The organism is Pseudoalteromonas sp. 3D05 (assembly GCF_002723455.1).
GTDB lineage: Bacteria > Pseudomonadota > Gammaproteobacteria > Enterobacterales > Alteromonadaceae > Pseudoalteromonas.
The window spans coordinates 1-14,268 of sequence record NZ_PDUS01000036.1; the positions used below are offsets into that span (position 1 = coordinate 1).

The window sequence follows — 14,268 nt, forward strand, 5'->3', positions numbered from 1 at the left end:
GGGGTCGCATTATAGGGAGATCCAAAAACAGATCAACCCTTTTTTGAAGAAAACTTAAATAAACTAGCTATTCGCTGATTATTTGAACGAAACGTATAAAAACAGCACTAATCTTAGGCAATAAAGTCTATTACAGTGCTTTAAATACAAGAATAAATGGATAAACCTTATAGCATGATCTTTATGGAGCAAGATCATTAGTTGGATCGTATATATAAGTAAATGCTACGTGGTTAAATAAGTATGTGAATGTAGACACGTTAAGAACAAATGGTGAATATAGGTGAAGTAGATTAGGAATATAATTATGGGCATTAAAAAGCCGAGCATAAGCTCGGCTTTTTGGTGTCTTTAAGACTTACTCAGCAGACTGCGCGTCTTCTTGAACTTCTTCGGTTGCAGATGTGCGACCTACTAGTTCAATATAAGCCATTGGTGCATTATCACCAGCACGGAAGCCACACTTAAGAATACGAGTGTAACCACCTGGACGGTCCGCATTACGAGGACCGATTTCGCTGAACAATTTACCAACTACTTCATTATCACGCGTGCGAGCAAACGCTAAACGGCGATTTGCTACACTGTCAGTCTTAGCCAGTGTGATTAAAGGTTCAATTACACGGCGTAACTCTTTCGCTTTAGGCAATGTAGTTTTGATGATTTCGTGTTTCACCAAAGAACCTGCCATATTGCTGAACATCGCTTTACGATGGCTGCTGTTACGGTTTAATTGACGACCACTCTTACGATGGCGCATGACCCTATCCTTCTAACTAAACTAATATAGTGATTTAGATTATTCAGCTAGGCTTGCAGGCGGCCAATTTTCTAGGCGCATACCTAGAGAAAGACCACGTGAAGCTAGCACGTCTTTAATTTCAGTTAGAGACTTCTTACCTAAGTTAGGCGTTTTAAGAAGCTCTACTTCTGTGCGCTGAACTAAATCACCGATATATTGAATTTGCTCGGCTTTCAAACAGTTTGCAGAACGTACTGTTAGTTCAAGATCATCAACTGGACGAAGTAGAATAGGATCGAATTCAGGCTTCTCTTCTTTCTCTTCTGGTTCAGTTACATCACGTAAATCTACGAATGCATCTAATTGTTCAGCTAAGATAGTAGACGCACGGCGGATCGCTTCTTCAGGATCTAAAGTGCCGTTTGTTTCCATATCAATGATTAACTTGTCTAAGTCTGTACGTTGTTCAACACGTGCTGATTCAACCGAGTACGCAATACGTTCAACTGGGCTAAATGATGCATCAAGCAACAATCTACCAATTGGACGCTCATCGTCATCAGAGGATAAACGGCTAGACGCCGGCACATAACCACGACCGCGCTCAACACGAATACGCATGCTGATATCGCTGCTATCTGTCGTTAAATGACAAATAACGTGATCTGGGTTAGCAATTGTTACATCGCCATCGTGCTGAATATCTGCCGCAGTCACAGGGCCTACACCAGACTTAGTCAGGGTCAGAAAAACTTCATCTTTGCCTTCTAAAGTTACTGCTAGACCTTTAAGATTTAACAGAATTTCAATGATGTCTTCTTGTACGCCTTCTTTCGCGCTGTATTCATGCAACACACCGTCGATTTCAACTTCGGTTACTGCACATCCAGGCATAGACGAAAGAAGTATACGGCGTAAGGCATTACCCAACGTGTGGCCAAAGCCACGTTCTAATGGTTCTAAAACAACTTTAGAACGTGTCGGGTTGATAGCGTCGATATCGACTAACCTTGGTTTTAGAAATTCTGTAACAGAACCCTGCATTTTATCCTCTCTTAACTCTTAACTTTACTTAGAGTAAAGTTCGACGATTAGTTGTTCATTAATGTCCGCAGACAGGTCTGAACGCTCAGGTAGGCGTTTGAAATTACCTTCCATTTTCTTACCGTCAACTTCAACCCAAGTCGGCTTTTCACGTTGCTCGGCTAGTTCTAGAGCAGCGATGATACGCGCTTGTGTCTTAGACTTTTCACGAATAACTACTACATCTTCTGGAGTAATTACGAATGAAGGAATGTTCACAACACGACCATTAACTAAAACCGCTTTGTGGCTTACTAACTGACGTGCTTCAGCACGTGTGCTTGCAAAACCCATGCGGTATACAACATTGTCTAAACGTTGCTCTAAAAGCTGTAACAAGTTTTCACCTGTATTGCCTTTAAGGCGAGCAGCTTCTTTGTAGTAGTTACTGAATTGCTTTTCAAGTACACCGTACATACGACGAACTTTTTGCTTTTCACGTAATTGTAAACCGTAATCAGATAAGCGACCTTTACGAGCGCCGTGCTGACCAGGTGCAGTCTCAAGTTTACACTTAGAGTCGATAGCTCTTACGCCGCTCTTAAGGAACAGGTCAGTACCTTCACGACGACTCAGCTTGAGCTTAGGGCCCAAATATCTTGCCATGTTATTTCTCCTAACCTATTGTTAAACGCGACGTTTCTTCGGTGGACGACAACCATTGTGTGGTATTGGCGTCACGTCAGTGATGTTGGTGATACGGTAACCAGCAGCATTCAAAGCACGTACAGCAGATTCACGACCTGGACCTGGACCTTTGATGAAAACTTCTAGATTTTTTAAACCGTATTCTTGAGCCGCAGTACCTGCACGCTCTGCAGCAACCTGAGCAGCGAATGGTGTAGATTTACGTGAACCACGGAAACCTGAACCACCGGCAGTTGCCCATGATAGTGCATTACCTTGACGGTCGGTAATTGTAACAATAGTGTTGTTGAAAGAAGCATGAACATGAGCCATACCATCAGCAACTTGCTTTTTAACCTTTTTACGACGAATTGGTGTCTTAGCCATAATACTATCCCCTTATCGCTTAATAGGCTTACGAGGACCCTTACGGGTACGCGCGTTAGTCTTAGTTCTTTGACCACGTAGTGGTAAAGAGCGACGGTGACGTAGGCCACGGAAACAACCAAGGTCCATAAGGCGCTTGATATTCAAAGTAACTTCACGACGAAGGTCACCTTCTACAGTGTACTTGCCAACTTCTTCACGAAGTACGTCAAGTGTTTCGTCTGAAAGTTCACCGATTTTTGTGGTCTCGGCGATACCAGTCGCTACTAAGATAGCCTTAGAGCGAGTCTTACCTATGCCATAAATAGCTGTTAAACCAATAACTGCATGTTTATGATCAGGGACGTTAATGCCAGCGATACGGGCCACTAACACATCTCCTATATTTGAATTTGGTTATCATCTGTTTGAAGAGCCCGTAAGGATACTCAAACGAAGACCAAATCACAATTAAAAACACAGGCCAAGAAATCTCAGCCTGCACGACTTATTAATTAGCCTTGCCTTTGCTTATGCTTAGGCTCACTGCAAATTACACGTACAACACCGGCACGTTTAATAACTTTACAGTTACGGCATATTTTCTTAACGGAAGCACGTACTTTCATTGCTCAACTCCGTAAACTGACCCTATCGGCCGTAGCCTTTAAGGTTCGCTTTTTTCAGCACAGAATCATATTGATGTGACATCATATGAGTTTGTACTTGTGCCATAAAGTCCATGATCACAACAACGATAATCAAGATTGATGTACCGCCGAAGTAGAATGGCGTTTGCCATGCCATGGTCATGAATTCGGGCACCAGACAGATAAAGGTTATATACAAAGCACCTGCCAATGTCAGGCGTGTCATCACTTTATCAATGTATTTCGATGTCTGCTCACCTGGACGAATACCTGGGATAAATGCGCCAGATTTTTTCAGGTTATCTGCTGTTTCACGCGGGTTAAACACCAACGCTGTGTAGAAAAAGCAGAAGAAGATAATAGCCGCAGCTAAAACTAATGCATACAAAGGCTGACCTGGAGTCAACGTTGTAGCAATGGCTTGTAGCACATCAGCGACAGGACCTTCACCCTGGCCGAACCAGCTGGCAATAGTACCAGGGAACAGAATAATACTGCTAGCAAAGATTGGTGGAATAACACCCGCCATGTTAACTTTTAGTGGTAAATGCGTGCTTTGAGCAGCAAATACTTGACGACCTTGTTGGCGCTTTGCGTAGTTAACAACGATACGTCGTTGACCACGTTCAAAGAATACAACAAGATAAGTTACAGCGAATACGATTACAGCAACCATCAACAGTACTAAAACATTCAGATCACCTTGGCGCGCCATTTCGGCTGTCGAACCAATAGCAGACGGCAAGTTTGCTACAATACCAACAAATATTAGAACTGAAATACCGTTACCGATACCGCGCTCTGTTATTTGTTCACCCAACCACATAAGGAACATAGTACCAGTAACTAAACTCACCACTGCGGTGAAATAGAAACCCATACCAGGGTTAACAACTAACCCGTTCATCATGCCTGGTAAGCTTGTGGCAATACCAATTGATTGGATAGTAGCAAGCAAAAGCGTGCCATAGCGTGTGTACTGGCTAATTTTCTTACGCCCTTGTTCACCTTCTTTCTTAAGCTCTATAAACGGAGGATACATATGCGTTAATAGTTGCGTAATAATCGAAGCTGTAATGTAAGGCATAATACCCAGTGCTAACACTGAAGCTCGCTCAAGTGCACCACCGCTGAACATGTTAAACATTTCAACAATGGTGCCCTTTTGTTGCTCGAAGAAATCGGCAAGTACAGCGGCGTCAATCCCAGGGATCGGCACAAATGAACCTAGACGGTAAATAATGATAGCGCCTAATACGAATAGTAATCGACGTTTCAATTCCGAAAGTCCACCTTGTGCACTTTGCATATCTTGACCTGGTTTAGCCATTAGTACTTCCTTAGTCTTCTACCTTGCCTCCGGCAGCTTCGATAGCCTCGCGAGCACCTTTAGAAGCCTTAAGGCCTTTAACGGTAACTGCGCGTGAAACTTCGCCAGATTTAACAACTTTAACGAACTGAACGTTCTTTTTAACTAGACCAGCTGCTTGTAACGTACCTAGGTCTACCACATCGCCTTCAACTTTAGCGATTTCAAAAAGGTTAATCTCTGCAGATACTAACGATTTGCGAGAAGTGAAACCAAATTTAGGTAGACGACGTTGCATAGGCATTTGACCGCCTTCAAAACCAACGCGTACTTTACCGCCAGAACGTGATTTTTGACCTTTGTGACCACGGCCACCAGTCTTACCAAGACCAGAACCGATACCACGACCAACACGTTTACCAGCAGACTTAGATCCTGCAGCAGGAGAAAGTGTATTCAAATGCATTCGAATTACCCCTCAACCTTAACCATGTATGAAACTCGGTTAATCATACCACGTACACATGCTGTGTCTTCTAACTCAACAGTGTGATTGATACGACGTAAACCAAGACCGCGTAATGTAGCTTTATGTTTCGGTAAACGACCGATAGAGCTCTTTACTTGTGTTACTTTTACAGTTTTATTAGCCATGGTTTACCCCAGAATCTCGTCTACTCGAAGACCACGTTTTGCAGCGATCGACTGAGGAGAATTCATATTCTCAAGAGCTGAGATCGTTGCACGTACAACGTTGATCGGGTTAGTAGAACCGTAACATTTAGAAAGTACGTTCTGCACACCAGTCACTTCAAGTACTGCACGCATAGCACCACCTGCAATGATACCAGTACCTTCAGATGCTGGTTTCATGAACACTTGTGAGCCAGCATGACGCCCTTTAACAGGGTGCTGTAATGTGTTGCCATTTAGGTCTACATTGATCATGTTACGACGTGCTTTTTCCATTGCTTTTTGAATAGCAGCTGGAACTTCACGTGCTTTACCATAACCGAAACCTACTTTACCTGCGCCGTCACCAACTACTGTTAGTGCAGTGAAGCTAAAGATACGACCACCTTTAACTACTTTAGACACACGGTTTACCGCGATTAGCTTTTCAGCTAAATCAGGCTGTTGTTGCTTTGCTTCTACGTTAGCCATTGTCTACTCCTAGAATTGCAAACCGGCTTCACGCGCAGCATCTGCTAGCGCCTTCACACGGCCGTGATATTTAAAGCCACTGCGATCAAAAGCAATCTTTTCGATGCCTTTGTCAGCCGCACGTTCTGCAACCGCTTTACCAACTGCTTGTGCAGCCGCAACGTTGCCTGTGCCTTTAACTGTTTCGCTAATAGCTTTCTCAACAGTAGAAGCAGCAGCCAGTACACTACCCTCAGCATTAACTACTTGAGCGTAAATGTGACGTGGCGTGCGGTGGATAACAAGACGCGTTGTGCCTTGTTCAATATAATTTCTACGAGTGCGTTTAGCACGACGTAGACGAGCTGTTTTTTTATCCATCGTCTTACCTTACTTCTTCTTAGCCTCTTTACGGCGTACATTCTCATCTGCGTAACGAACACCTTTACCTTTGTAAGGCTCAGGTTTACGGTATGCACGAATGTTAGCAGCTGTTTGACCAACTAACTGCTTATCTACGCCCTTAACTAGAACTTCTGTTTGGCTTGGAGTTTCAATCGTAATTCCTTCAGGAACTGCGAAATTAACTGGGTGCGAGAAACCAAGAGTTAAGTCTAAAACTTTACCCTTTGCTGCTGCACGGTAACCAACGCCTACTAACTGAAGTTTCTTCTCGTAACCTGTATGCGTACCAACAACCATGTTGTTGATAAGAGCGCGAGCAGTACCTGCTTGTGCCCATGCATTGGCTACGCCTTCACGAGGTAAAGTTGTAACAACGTTATCGTTAACTTGTACTTCAACAGCGTTGTTGATAGTACGAGTTAATTCACCGTTTTTGCCTTTAACTGTGATTTCCTGGCCTTTTAATGTAACTTCTACACCGGCAGGAACATTTATTGGTGCCTTTGCTATGCGAGACATAGTTCCCCTCCGATTAAGCTACAAAACCAATGATTTCACCACCAACACCAGCACTACGTGCTGCGCGGTCTGTCATTAGGCCTTTAGAAGTTGATACGATAGCGATGCCTAGACCACCCATTACCTTAGGTAATTCGTCACGTCTCTTATAGATACGTAGACCAGGGCGGCTAACACGCTGGATGTTTTCAATAACAGCTTTGCCTTCGAAGTATTTCAACTCGATAGAAAGCTCAGGTTTAACATCGCCGTTTACTGCGAAATCAGTGATGTAACCTTCGTCTTTTAATACTTTAGCTACCGCTACTTTCAGCTTTGAAGTTGGCATCACAACTGATACTTTCTTCGCTGATTGACCGTTACGGATACGTGTGAACAAATCCGCGATAGGATCTTGCAAGCTCATAGTCTTACTCCCGTGATTCTATTACCAGCTAGCCTTTTTAAGGCCAGGAATTTCACCGCGCATAGCTGCTTCGCGAACTTTAATACGGCTCATGCCGAATTTGCGAAGGTAACCATGTGGGCGGCCCGTAATGTTACAACGATTACGTTGACGTGCAGGGCTAGAATCACGTGGTAAAGCTTGTAGCTTAAGTACCGCGTCCCAACGATCATCATCTGATGTTTTCACATCGCTGATGATAGCTTTTAGTGCTGCGCGCTTTTCAGCGTACTGAGCAACTAATTTTGTGCGCTTTGCTTCGCGCGCTTTCATAGAATTCTTTGCCATAACCCTACCCTTATTTCTTGAATGGGAAGTTAAACGCTTCTAACAACGCACGGCCTTCCTCATCTGTTTTCGCAGATGTAGTGATTGTGATATCCATACCGCGTACACGGTCTACTTTATCATAATCAATTTCTGGGAAGATGATTTGTTCACGTACGCCCATGCTGTAGTTACCACGTCCATCGAAAGACTTAGCACTTACACCACGGAAGTCACGGATACGTGGGATAGCGATTGAAACCAAACGCTCAAAAAAGTCCCACATACGCTCGCCGCGTAAGGTTACTTTACAGCCAATTGGGTAGCCTTCACGCACTTTAAAGCCAGCAACAGATTTGCGTGCTTTAGTGATTAAAGGTTTCTGACCAGAGATAGCTTCTAGATCCGCAACAGCGTTATCTAAAATTTTCTTGTCAGCTAGGGCTTCGCCCACGCCCATATTTAATGTGATCTTTTCGATCTGAGGGACTTGCATGACAGAGCTGAAACCGAACTTCTCTTGAAGATCAGCAACTACTTTGTCTTTATATACTTCATGCAGTTTCGCCATCATTCTACTCCAACTATTAGATAGTTTTACCAGTAGATTTAAAGATACGTAATTTCTTACCATCTTCAATCTTGAAACCTACACGATCTGCTTTACTCGTTTCCGAGTTGAAGATCGCAACGTTTGATACGTCGATAGACGCTTCTTTTTCAACAATGCCGCCAGCTTGGTTCAATTGTGGAACCGGCTTTTGGTGTTTCTTGATTAAGTTTATGCCTTCGACAAATACTCGACCAGACTCGGTAACAACTGAAAGCACTTTGCCGCGCTTACCTTTGTCTTTACCTGCTAGAACGATTACTTCGTCATCACGACGGATTTTTGCTGCCATGATTGACTCCTTACAGTACTTCTGGGGCTAGTGAAACGATTTTCATGAACTTTTCATTACGAAGTTCGCGAGTCACAGGGCCGAAAATACGTGTACCAATTGGCTGCAAGTTATCATTTAAGATAACAGCCGCATTGCTGTCAAAACGGATCAAAGAACCGTCTGGACGACGAACGCCTTTCTTAGTACGCACAACTACCGCGTTTTTAACATCACCTTTCTTCACTTTACCGCGAGGAATCGCTTCTTTAACAGAAACTTTAATGATGTCACCAATCGCTGCATAACGACGGTGCGAACCGCCTAAGACTTTAATACACTGCACTTTGCGAGCGCCGCTGTTATCAGCAACTTCCAGCTGAGTTTGCATTTGGATCATGTTAATGACCTCCGGTGTAGTTATTACAACTTGCCTTAAATCGTTTAAAATCAAGACATTTAGATTAAATACCCACCAAAAAACAACCAAGTTGTCTCTTAAGGGCGGGCAATTGTATCAGCATTGAGGGGGTAGTGGTAGGTTATTTTTTAATTAATTTAGAATTACTGCACTCATTATTTTGCTACTTGGTTATATTTAGCTATTTTACAACTGTTTATAAAATAATCAGGGCATAAATATACCCTGATTAATTTATCATCGAATAAAATCGGCGTTAATTGCCAAACAAACCTTTTAATTTATCTTTAATTTTATCCTTTGCCTTTTCTTTTACTTCATCTTTAGCTGCTTTACCAATATCTAAACTAATACCAACATCATGAAATGGTCCTTTGATACGTACAGGGATTTTAAAGCCGGTGCTATCATCTGTTGTACCTTGCCCTTCCAGCGAATCAACAATACCCGTTACTAAGCGATAGTTCACCGTTGTCATTGGTAAATCAACGTCACCTTCCCCTGTAATTCTTATTAATGGGCTTAACATTGATAAGTCAGTGTTTGTGCCAACACCATTGGAGAAATTAAAGCTGCCTGTTAGAGCGGAAAAATCTGTTTGCTCTGAATCATCAAACCCTGTGTCTAGGCCCTCTGACACTGCTGCGAAATTCCCTTTTATTAGCTCTTTCCCTTTTCGTACCATTTCAGCAATGTTTGCACCTTTGACTGCACCATCTGCAAATTCAAAGGCAAGCGTTCCTTGTAATGCATTGATGAAGCTCTTTTGACTATTACCACTGGTTGATAAATTCCAATTCAATGATCCTTTACCCATTAGCTTATCAAACCCAGCGGCATCGGTTAGTAGCGGTTGTGCATCGATTGCATCTAAAGTGAAGTTGGTGGTAATTGTATAAGGGGTTTGTTTTGCATTTATCGTCACCTTACCTTTACCATTACCTTCATACGCTGCAAATTTATCAAGGCTGAGGTTAGCCACTGCATCTTTTAGATTGACTGTAAATTGGTTAGCGCCCAGTGTTATGTCATTCGCTTTAAGCCCACTTGACCGAATAACAATATTTGCATCAAGTGCATTTAAGCCACTCATATCAATTTTTGTATCGTCCCAAACGATTGGCTGAGCTGGTTCCCCTTCTGCTTGCTGTGGCGTTTGCTTTTTCGCTACTGCTTGGGGTAAATAAGGGTTTAAATCAAGCATTCCTAAATCTATGTTCGCTTTGACTTCTAAACGCTGACCGAGGCTAATATTACTTCGCCCTTTAATTTGTAATTTATCTAAAGTAGCGAGTAACTCTGTAATATTAAAGTTATCATCTTTGAGAGTCATTGCTCCTTTTACATTGAAAGCGTTGAATGCATCTTCTTTTGCATTCAGCTCAACTCCCTGCCATTTTGCAATATCTTTAACAGAGTCGCCGCTAAGCGCTAGTTGCCCTTTAATATCTTTACCTTGCTTTGCTATTAAACCTTTAAAGTCCACATCCAATAAACGTGATGAAAGGTTTTGCGATACATTAAAGGCGCTTCCTTCAATTGCTTTTGCTGGCGTATCTACTTTTACATCTAACTCAAAGCGCTCCTGCATATACGTAATCGCACCTTTCACCTCTAGCTCTTCACGCAGTGAAGGGAGTAAGATAGCTAGCTCAAGCTCGTTTATTTGATATTTAGTACTTGTTTGACCGTCCAAATAAGTAAAAGACCCGCCATAAATAGCTACTTCACCCAGTTCAATATCAAAATTTTCTGGTAGCTTTACAGCTTTACTACTCTCGGTTGCTTCGGGCTGCTTTGCTACTGCATCAAAAAGCTGCCAGTTTGCTTTACCGTTTTTATCTGTTTCTAACAAAATATCTGGTTCGTTAATGACAAACTTTTCAAGTTTAAATTCGCCGCCAAATAATGAGAACCACGGAATATGAATCGCTAGCTGTTGCATGCTCGCCATATCTTGGCGAGAGCCCGTTTGCATGTTAGCAAAATGCACGTCATTTAATTCAAGCTTTAATGAAGGAAAAACCGATAATGTCTTATCGCCTTTAATCGTTAATGTACGCCCAGTGGTTTGCTCAACTTGGTCTGATACTTTATTAAAAATTGCATCAGTAGGAATTAAAAATGGTGCAATGACTATTAGCGCAATCAGCAATAATAGTATTACTCCTATAACTTTAAAGGTGGTTTTCATGATGGTCCTTTCAAATGTGCAAGTAATGTTCTTATGATAGCGGGAGTTGCTATTAAAATCATTGAATCAATATAGAAAAACTTTCAGCGGATACTTTACTTAATTAAATATGAATAAACACTGAAACAAATTGATACCTTTAGGTTACAAATAAATATTGACCCGCTGATACCCTTAGGTTACATTGAAACCTACAGGTTACAAAAAGTATATCAAACTCTCAGACAGGATGAATATTATGAATCAGGATATCAAAGCTGAAGAAAGATTTATGGGTCAAAATGCATGGTTTTCGATCTTTATGGGGGTGACGTTACTAATTATCAGCATTTACCCCATGTTAGATAAAACATCTGCGCCCTTGTTAATATTAGGTGTAAGTGCTTTTTTAGGGTCATTCTTTATGTTTGTAATTAGAGGCGGCTTCACACGAAAAATGAAATACCACCTCACTTATAAAGATGAGTACTTGAACACAATAGACACTATCGCTTATAAGCATGTTGTATTAGCCTTACTCTTCAGTATGGGTGCCGTTTATTTGAGCTCTGATAGCTTCGCATTACATATATCACACAGTATGATGGCTACCTTTTATCTAGCAATTATGTGCTTAGTTTATGGTATTTCAATTTTATGGCAGAATCGTGATTAGGTGTCGTCGTGCAAAATAACATAGCCGAATTTCGTAAAGCCGCAGGGCTTTCGCAGCAAGAACTCGCTGATGCAATAAATGTATCTAGAAAAACCATCAGCACAGTTGAAACCGCACGGTTTACGCCGTCAGTGATCATTGCATTAAAAATTGCGCAGCACTTTGACACCTCTGTTGAGTCATTATTCTTGCTCGACGAAACTGACTAAAAATAGTGATGCAATGTTGGTATTACACAACTACCACCATTGCATACCTTGTATACTTAGGTATGATGCACGACCCTGTTGCTTTTAGTGAATATAAGCTAAAATAAGTAACTGAAAAAGCATCTAATCGGAGTATCCTCAGGCATGAAAAAACTGCTAATTTCACCTTCAAAAATGGCATTAGGCGAGCAAGAAAGCCAAATTTATCAAAATATCTTAAAACAGGCTTCTGAGATCAGTCTAAACCTGATGGCGGTAAAAATAGAAAATCATCCTGAAGACTTTTTAGGTTGGTGTTACGAATTACTAAATGCAAGTAAGGATCGTATTAACTACGACTTACTTGAAGCGAATCAATTACCAATTTTAAAAAAGCTGCATGACCAACTAATTTCTGCAATTAGCTTTTTACAACTAAAAACATTACGCGTCGCACCATGGCCAGTTGTTAGTATGTTTGTAGAGCAACATAAAGAGCTCATCGCTTTAGACGAGCAATTGCGATTAACAAATTACCTTGCAAATTTACGCGAACAACCATTAAAAGAGATGATTCCAGAAGACTTACTCGCTTTTAGCGGTAAACACATGGCATCACTCGACCCGAGTACTTATAACTTTGATGTTGAATGGTTTGCCTCTACAAAAAGCGCCAAAGGTTTTCACCAGATGCTGGCTGACCTACCAGGTCTTTTTGATGATGCGCTTAGCTGTATACCCCTTGAAGGCGAAGTAAGTGAAGAGCATTATCAGCAATTTGTTGTTAGCTACTTACTTGCATTCAATGGTAGTGATGAGAAACCAACACTGGCGCCTGCGACTCGCTTATTAGCAATGCGTCGTCCAGATGTTTTTACACCAATAAACAATACCCGACTTGATGCTCTGTGTGCAGCTTTAGGTATAACTAAGCTTAATAACCGTGACTTTGAACGCTACTGGCAAGATATAGTACAAACTATACATGCCATGTCCTGGTTCAAGATGGCTGCTGGCAACAATGAGCTAGAGCAACAGCTTTTATCCATAAAAGCTTTACTACCTTGCTTCTTTTATTATGCAGATAAATCAACCGCTGATAATTCAAATTATATTAAGCTATTAAATAAACCTAAACGCAGCACAACAACGTCGACTAAATCAGTACGCCGTGGTAAGGAATCAGCAGAGATATTAGTTGACCGCGCACTATCTAGTGACGAAATACCTGAGCATATTCGTGCTAAACGTGACTCTATCATTAGTGAAGTACAAAAAGGCCGTGGTGTGAACGAAACAATTAGTTTAATGCGTACTATATTCGGCTAATATATCAAGTATCTACATAACTTCGAGCTGCATGATCCTTGTGCAGCTTTATTTATATGTGCACTATATAAGTGCACATAATTAATTCAAAGTACTTCTTAGACTCCCACTGAATAAACTTATCTATCTGTTTTATAAAAATTTAAACATAAAATTGTGCTTTATATTTTAACTTGGCATAAGCAGTGCAACTATCTTGGCAGACAACAATAAAAGGGCGTCATAATTAGCAAGACTGCAATCTTATTAATAATTATGAACCAGTAATCAACATAACGACAGGATACGAAACATGCTAAAACTAAAAAAAACAGTTGCACTGAGTGCACTTGCATTGATGGGTCTTACATCTACTGCCGCGCTTGCTGAAGTAACAGCTAATGCAGCGGCGACATCGAATTACTTGTGGCGTGGACAAGAACAAACAGGTGGTGATGCTGCTGTATCTGGTGGCATTGATTACGCAAGCGAGTCTGGTTTTTATGCTGGTACTTGGGCTTCAAATGCATCATGGGCTGAAGAAATGACCTATGAGCTAGATCTCTATGCTGGCTTTGGTGGTGATATTAGTGAAACCATGAGTTATGACGTAGGTTACATTTATTATGCTTACCCAGATGCTGCTTCGGGTGCTGATGCTGATTTTTCAGAAGTCTACGGTAGTATTAGCATGGGTAGCTTTAGCTTTGGTGCCTCAGTACTAGCAAGTTCCGCTGCAAGTGGGGATGGTACTGACTTTGGAGACTCTTTATATCTAACAGCAGACTATGGCTTTGCAGTTGGCAGTAACGGTACTGAAATGGCGTTACACCTAGGACATTATTCTGGTGATTTTATTGGTGACGACGACATTATCGATTATGGTGTTTCAATCTCTAAAGATGGTTTCACTTTCGGTCTTTCAGATACAGATATGGATGACAGTGATATTAAAGCTTACGTCGCTTACGCAGTAGACTTTAGCTTATAAAAAGAATGTGTTACTTGCTGCAACACTAAGGGCCTAAGGGCCCTTTTCTTGTTTTAGCTATCAGCTATCAGCTA

At 41.5% G+C, this 14,268-nt stretch carries 22 protein-coding genes; 4 read left to right on the plus strand and 18 right to left on the minus strand.

Going from position 1 to position 14,268, the window contains the following annotated elements; genetic code table 11:
- Positions 1-358: 358 nt before the first annotated feature.
- The 18 genes from rplQ to CSC79_RS19830 form a co-directional block, all read right to left on the minus strand.
- Positions 359-760 carry a 50S ribosomal protein L17 gene (rplQ, locus tag CSC79_RS19745; protein WP_058562136.1) on the minus strand — a complete coding sequence of 134 codons (402 nt, stop codon included), beginning with the start codon at positions 758-760 and terminating at the stop codon, positions 359-361.
- A gap of 39 nt (positions 761-799) precedes the next feature.
- Entirely contained in the window at positions 800-1,786 is a 987-nt protein-coding gene (gene rpoA / locus CSC79_RS19750; protein ID WP_087532485.1) for a DNA-directed RNA polymerase subunit alpha, read from the minus strand.
- A gap of 24 nt (positions 1,787-1,810) precedes the next feature.
- Positions 1,811-2,431 carry a 30S ribosomal protein S4 gene (gene rpsD, locus CSC79_RS19755; RefSeq protein ID WP_087532486.1) on the minus strand — a complete coding sequence of 207 codons (621 nt, stop codon included), beginning with the start codon at positions 2,429-2,431 and terminating at the stop codon, positions 1,811-1,813.
- 21 nt (positions 2,432-2,452) lie between these two features.
- Complete coding sequence (rpsK, locus tag CSC79_RS19760) at positions 2,453-2,839, minus strand: 30S ribosomal protein S11 (protein WP_002959471.1); 387 nt, start codon at positions 2,837-2,839, stop codon at positions 2,453-2,455.
- A gap of 12 nt (positions 2,840-2,851) precedes the next feature.
- Positions 2,852-3,208: a 30S ribosomal protein S13 gene (rpsM, locus tag CSC79_RS19765; RefSeq protein ID WP_058562133.1), complete on the minus strand. Its 357-nt coding sequence runs from the start codon at positions 3,206-3,208 to the stop codon at positions 2,852-2,854.
- A 125-nt stretch (positions 3,209-3,333) separates the two neighbouring features.
- Positions 3,334-3,447, minus strand: a complete 114-nt coding sequence (rpmJ, locus tag CSC79_RS19770; RefSeq protein ID WP_002959476.1) for a 50S ribosomal protein L36 — start codon at positions 3,445-3,447, stop codon at positions 3,334-3,336.
- Positions 3,448-3,469: 22 nt separating this feature from the next.
- Entirely contained in the window at positions 3,470-4,798 is a 1,329-nt protein-coding gene (gene secY / locus CSC79_RS19775) for a preprotein translocase subunit SecY (RefSeq protein WP_058562132.1), read from the minus strand.
- A 10-nt stretch (positions 4,799-4,808) separates the two neighbouring features.
- Entirely contained in the window at positions 4,809-5,243 is a 435-nt protein-coding gene (gene rplO / locus CSC79_RS19780; RefSeq protein ID WP_099297852.1) for a 50S ribosomal protein L15, read from the minus strand.
- Positions 5,244-5,248: 5 nt separating this feature from the next.
- On the minus strand, positions 5,249-5,431 hold the full coding sequence (gene rpmD, locus CSC79_RS19785; protein WP_004589203.1) for a 50S ribosomal protein L30: 183 nt from the start codon (positions 5,429-5,431) through the stop codon (positions 5,249-5,251).
- A gap of 3 nt (positions 5,432-5,434) precedes the next feature.
- Positions 5,435-5,941, minus strand: a complete 507-nt coding sequence (gene rpsE, locus CSC79_RS19790) for a 30S ribosomal protein S5 (protein WP_008115387.1) — start codon at positions 5,939-5,941, stop codon at positions 5,435-5,437.
- Positions 5,942-5,950: 9 nt separating this feature from the next.
- Positions 5,951-6,301, minus strand: coding sequence for a 50S ribosomal protein L18 (gene rplR, locus CSC79_RS19795; RefSeq protein ID WP_058562131.1), 351 nt, complete (start codon positions 6,299-6,301; stop codon positions 5,951-5,953).
- 9 nt (positions 6,302-6,310) lie between these two features.
- Complete coding sequence (gene rplF, locus CSC79_RS19800) at positions 6,311-6,844, minus strand: 50S ribosomal protein L6 (RefSeq protein ID WP_099297854.1); 534 nt, start codon at positions 6,842-6,844, stop codon at positions 6,311-6,313.
- A gap of 13 nt (positions 6,845-6,857) precedes the next feature.
- On the minus strand, positions 6,858-7,250 hold the full coding sequence (rpsH, locus tag CSC79_RS19805) for a 30S ribosomal protein S8 (RefSeq protein WP_099297856.1): 393 nt from the start codon (positions 7,248-7,250) through the stop codon (positions 6,858-6,860).
- Between the two features lie 21 nt (positions 7,251-7,271).
- Complete coding sequence (rpsN, locus tag CSC79_RS19810) at positions 7,272-7,577, minus strand: 30S ribosomal protein S14 (RefSeq protein WP_016710196.1); 306 nt, start codon at positions 7,575-7,577, stop codon at positions 7,272-7,274.
- 10 nt (positions 7,578-7,587) lie between these two features.
- On the minus strand, positions 7,588-8,127 hold the full coding sequence (gene rplE / locus CSC79_RS19815) for a 50S ribosomal protein L5 (RefSeq protein ID WP_058562127.1): 540 nt from the start codon (positions 8,125-8,127) through the stop codon (positions 7,588-7,590).
- Positions 8,128-8,143: 16 nt separating this feature from the next.
- Complete coding sequence (rplX, locus tag CSC79_RS19820) at positions 8,144-8,458, minus strand: 50S ribosomal protein L24 (RefSeq protein ID WP_087532491.1); 315 nt, start codon at positions 8,456-8,458, stop codon at positions 8,144-8,146.
- A gap of 10 nt (positions 8,459-8,468) precedes the next feature.
- Entirely contained in the window at positions 8,469-8,837 is a 369-nt protein-coding gene (gene rplN / locus CSC79_RS19825; RefSeq protein WP_008115397.1) for a 50S ribosomal protein L14, read from the minus strand.
- 277 nt (positions 8,838-9,114) lie between these two features.
- On the minus strand, positions 9,115-11,052 hold the full coding sequence (locus CSC79_RS19830; RefSeq protein WP_099297858.1) for an AsmA family protein: 1,938 nt from the start codon (positions 11,050-11,052) through the stop codon (positions 9,115-9,117).
- 235 nt (positions 11,053-11,287) lie between these two features.
- Between CSC79_RS19830 and CSC79_RS19835 the strand changes: the two genes are divergently transcribed.
- The 4 genes from CSC79_RS19835 to CSC79_RS19850 all read left to right on the plus strand — a co-directional run bounded on the left by CSC79_RS19835 (position 11,288) and on the right by CSC79_RS19850 (position 14,194).
- A complete protein-coding gene (locus tag CSC79_RS19835; protein WP_099297866.1) occupies positions 11,288-11,707 on the plus strand; it encodes a hypothetical protein in 420 nt (139 codons plus the stop codon).
- A gap of 8 nt (positions 11,708-11,715) precedes the next feature.
- Positions 11,716-11,916, plus strand: coding sequence for a helix-turn-helix transcriptional regulator (locus CSC79_RS19840; RefSeq protein WP_099297860.1), 201 nt, complete (start codon positions 11,716-11,718; stop codon positions 11,914-11,916).
- Between the two features lie 144 nt (positions 11,917-12,060).
- Positions 12,061-13,224, plus strand: coding sequence for a hypothetical protein (locus CSC79_RS19845; protein ID WP_099297862.1), 1,164 nt, complete (start codon positions 12,061-12,063; stop codon positions 13,222-13,224).
- 292 nt (positions 13,225-13,516) lie between these two features.
- The gene (locus tag CSC79_RS19850; protein ID WP_099297864.1) at positions 13,517-14,194 is read left to right on the plus strand and encodes a TorF family putative porin; all 678 of its coding nucleotides are present in this window, start codon (positions 13,517-13,519) and stop codon (positions 14,192-14,194) included.
- Positions 14,195-14,268: the final 74 nt, after the last annotated feature.

What these genes read in the sequence shown, in the direction of transcription:
- rpmD (WP_004589203.1), bottom strand. Translation starts at nt 5,431, where the DNA reads ATGGCTAATAAAACTGTAAAAGTAACACAAGTAAAGAGCTCTATCGGT.
- CSC79_RS19845 (WP_099297862.1), top strand. Translation starts at nt 12,061, where the DNA reads ATGAAAAAACTGCTAATTTCACCTTCAAAAATGGCATTAGGCGAGCAA.
- rplO (WP_099297852.1), bottom strand. Translation starts at nt 5,243, where the DNA reads ATGCATTTGAATACACTTTCTCCTGCTGCAGGATCTAAGTCTGCTGGT.
- CSC79_RS19830 (WP_099297858.1), bottom strand. Translation starts at nt 11,052, where the DNA reads ATGAAAACCACCTTTAAAGTTATAGGAGTAATACTATTATTGCTGATT.
- rplN (WP_008115397.1), bottom strand. Translation starts at nt 8,837, where the DNA reads ATGATCCAAATGCAAACTCAGCTGGAAGTTGCTGATAACAGCGGCGCT.
- rpsE (WP_008115387.1), bottom strand. Translation starts at nt 5,941, where the DNA reads ATGGCTAACGTAGAAGCAAAGCAACAACAGCCTGATTTAGCTGAAAAG.
- rplX (WP_087532491.1), bottom strand. Translation starts at nt 8,458, where the DNA reads ATGGCAGCAAAAATCCGTCGTGATGACGAAGTAATCGTTCTAGCAGGT.
- rpmJ (WP_002959476.1), bottom strand. Translation starts at nt 3,447, where the DNA reads ATGAAAGTACGTGCTTCCGTTAAGAAAATATGCCGTAACTGTAAAGTT.
- rpsN (WP_016710196.1), bottom strand. Translation starts at nt 7,577, where the DNA reads ATGGCAAAGAATTCTATGAAAGCGCGCGAAGCAAAGCGCACAAAATTA.
- rplE (WP_058562127.1), bottom strand. Translation starts at nt 8,127, where the DNA reads ATGGCGAAACTGCATGAAGTATATAAAGACAAAGTAGTTGCTGATCTT.
- CSC79_RS19850 (WP_099297864.1), top strand. Translation starts at nt 13,517, where the DNA reads ATGCTAAAACTAAAAAAAACAGTTGCACTGAGTGCACTTGCATTGATG.
- rplF (WP_099297854.1), bottom strand. Translation starts at nt 6,844, where the DNA reads ATGTCTCGCATAGCAAAGGCACCAATAAATGTTCCTGCCGGTGTAGAA.
- rplQ (WP_058562136.1), bottom strand. Translation starts at nt 760, where the DNA reads ATGCGCCATCGTAAGAGTGGTCGTCAATTAAACCGTAACAGCAGCCAT.
- rplR (WP_058562131.1), bottom strand. Translation starts at nt 6,301, where the DNA reads ATGGATAAAAAAACAGCTCGTCTACGTCGTGCTAAACGCACTCGTAGA.
- rpsD (WP_087532486.1), bottom strand. Translation starts at nt 2,431, where the DNA reads ATGGCAAGATATTTGGGCCCTAAGCTCAAGCTGAGTCGTCGTGAAGGT.
- rpoA (WP_087532485.1), bottom strand. Translation starts at nt 1,786, where the DNA reads ATGCAGGGTTCTGTTACAGAATTTCTAAAACCAAGGTTAGTCGATATC.
- rpsK (WP_002959471.1), bottom strand. Translation starts at nt 2,839, where the DNA reads ATGGCTAAGACACCAATTCGTCGTAAAAAGGTTAAAAAGCAAGTTGCT.
- secY (WP_058562132.1), bottom strand. Translation starts at nt 4,798, where the DNA reads ATGGCTAAACCAGGTCAAGATATGCAAAGTGCACAAGGTGGACTTTCG.
- rpsH (WP_099297856.1), bottom strand. Translation starts at nt 7,250, where the DNA reads ATGAGCTTGCAAGATCCTATCGCGGATTTGTTCACACGTATCCGTAAC.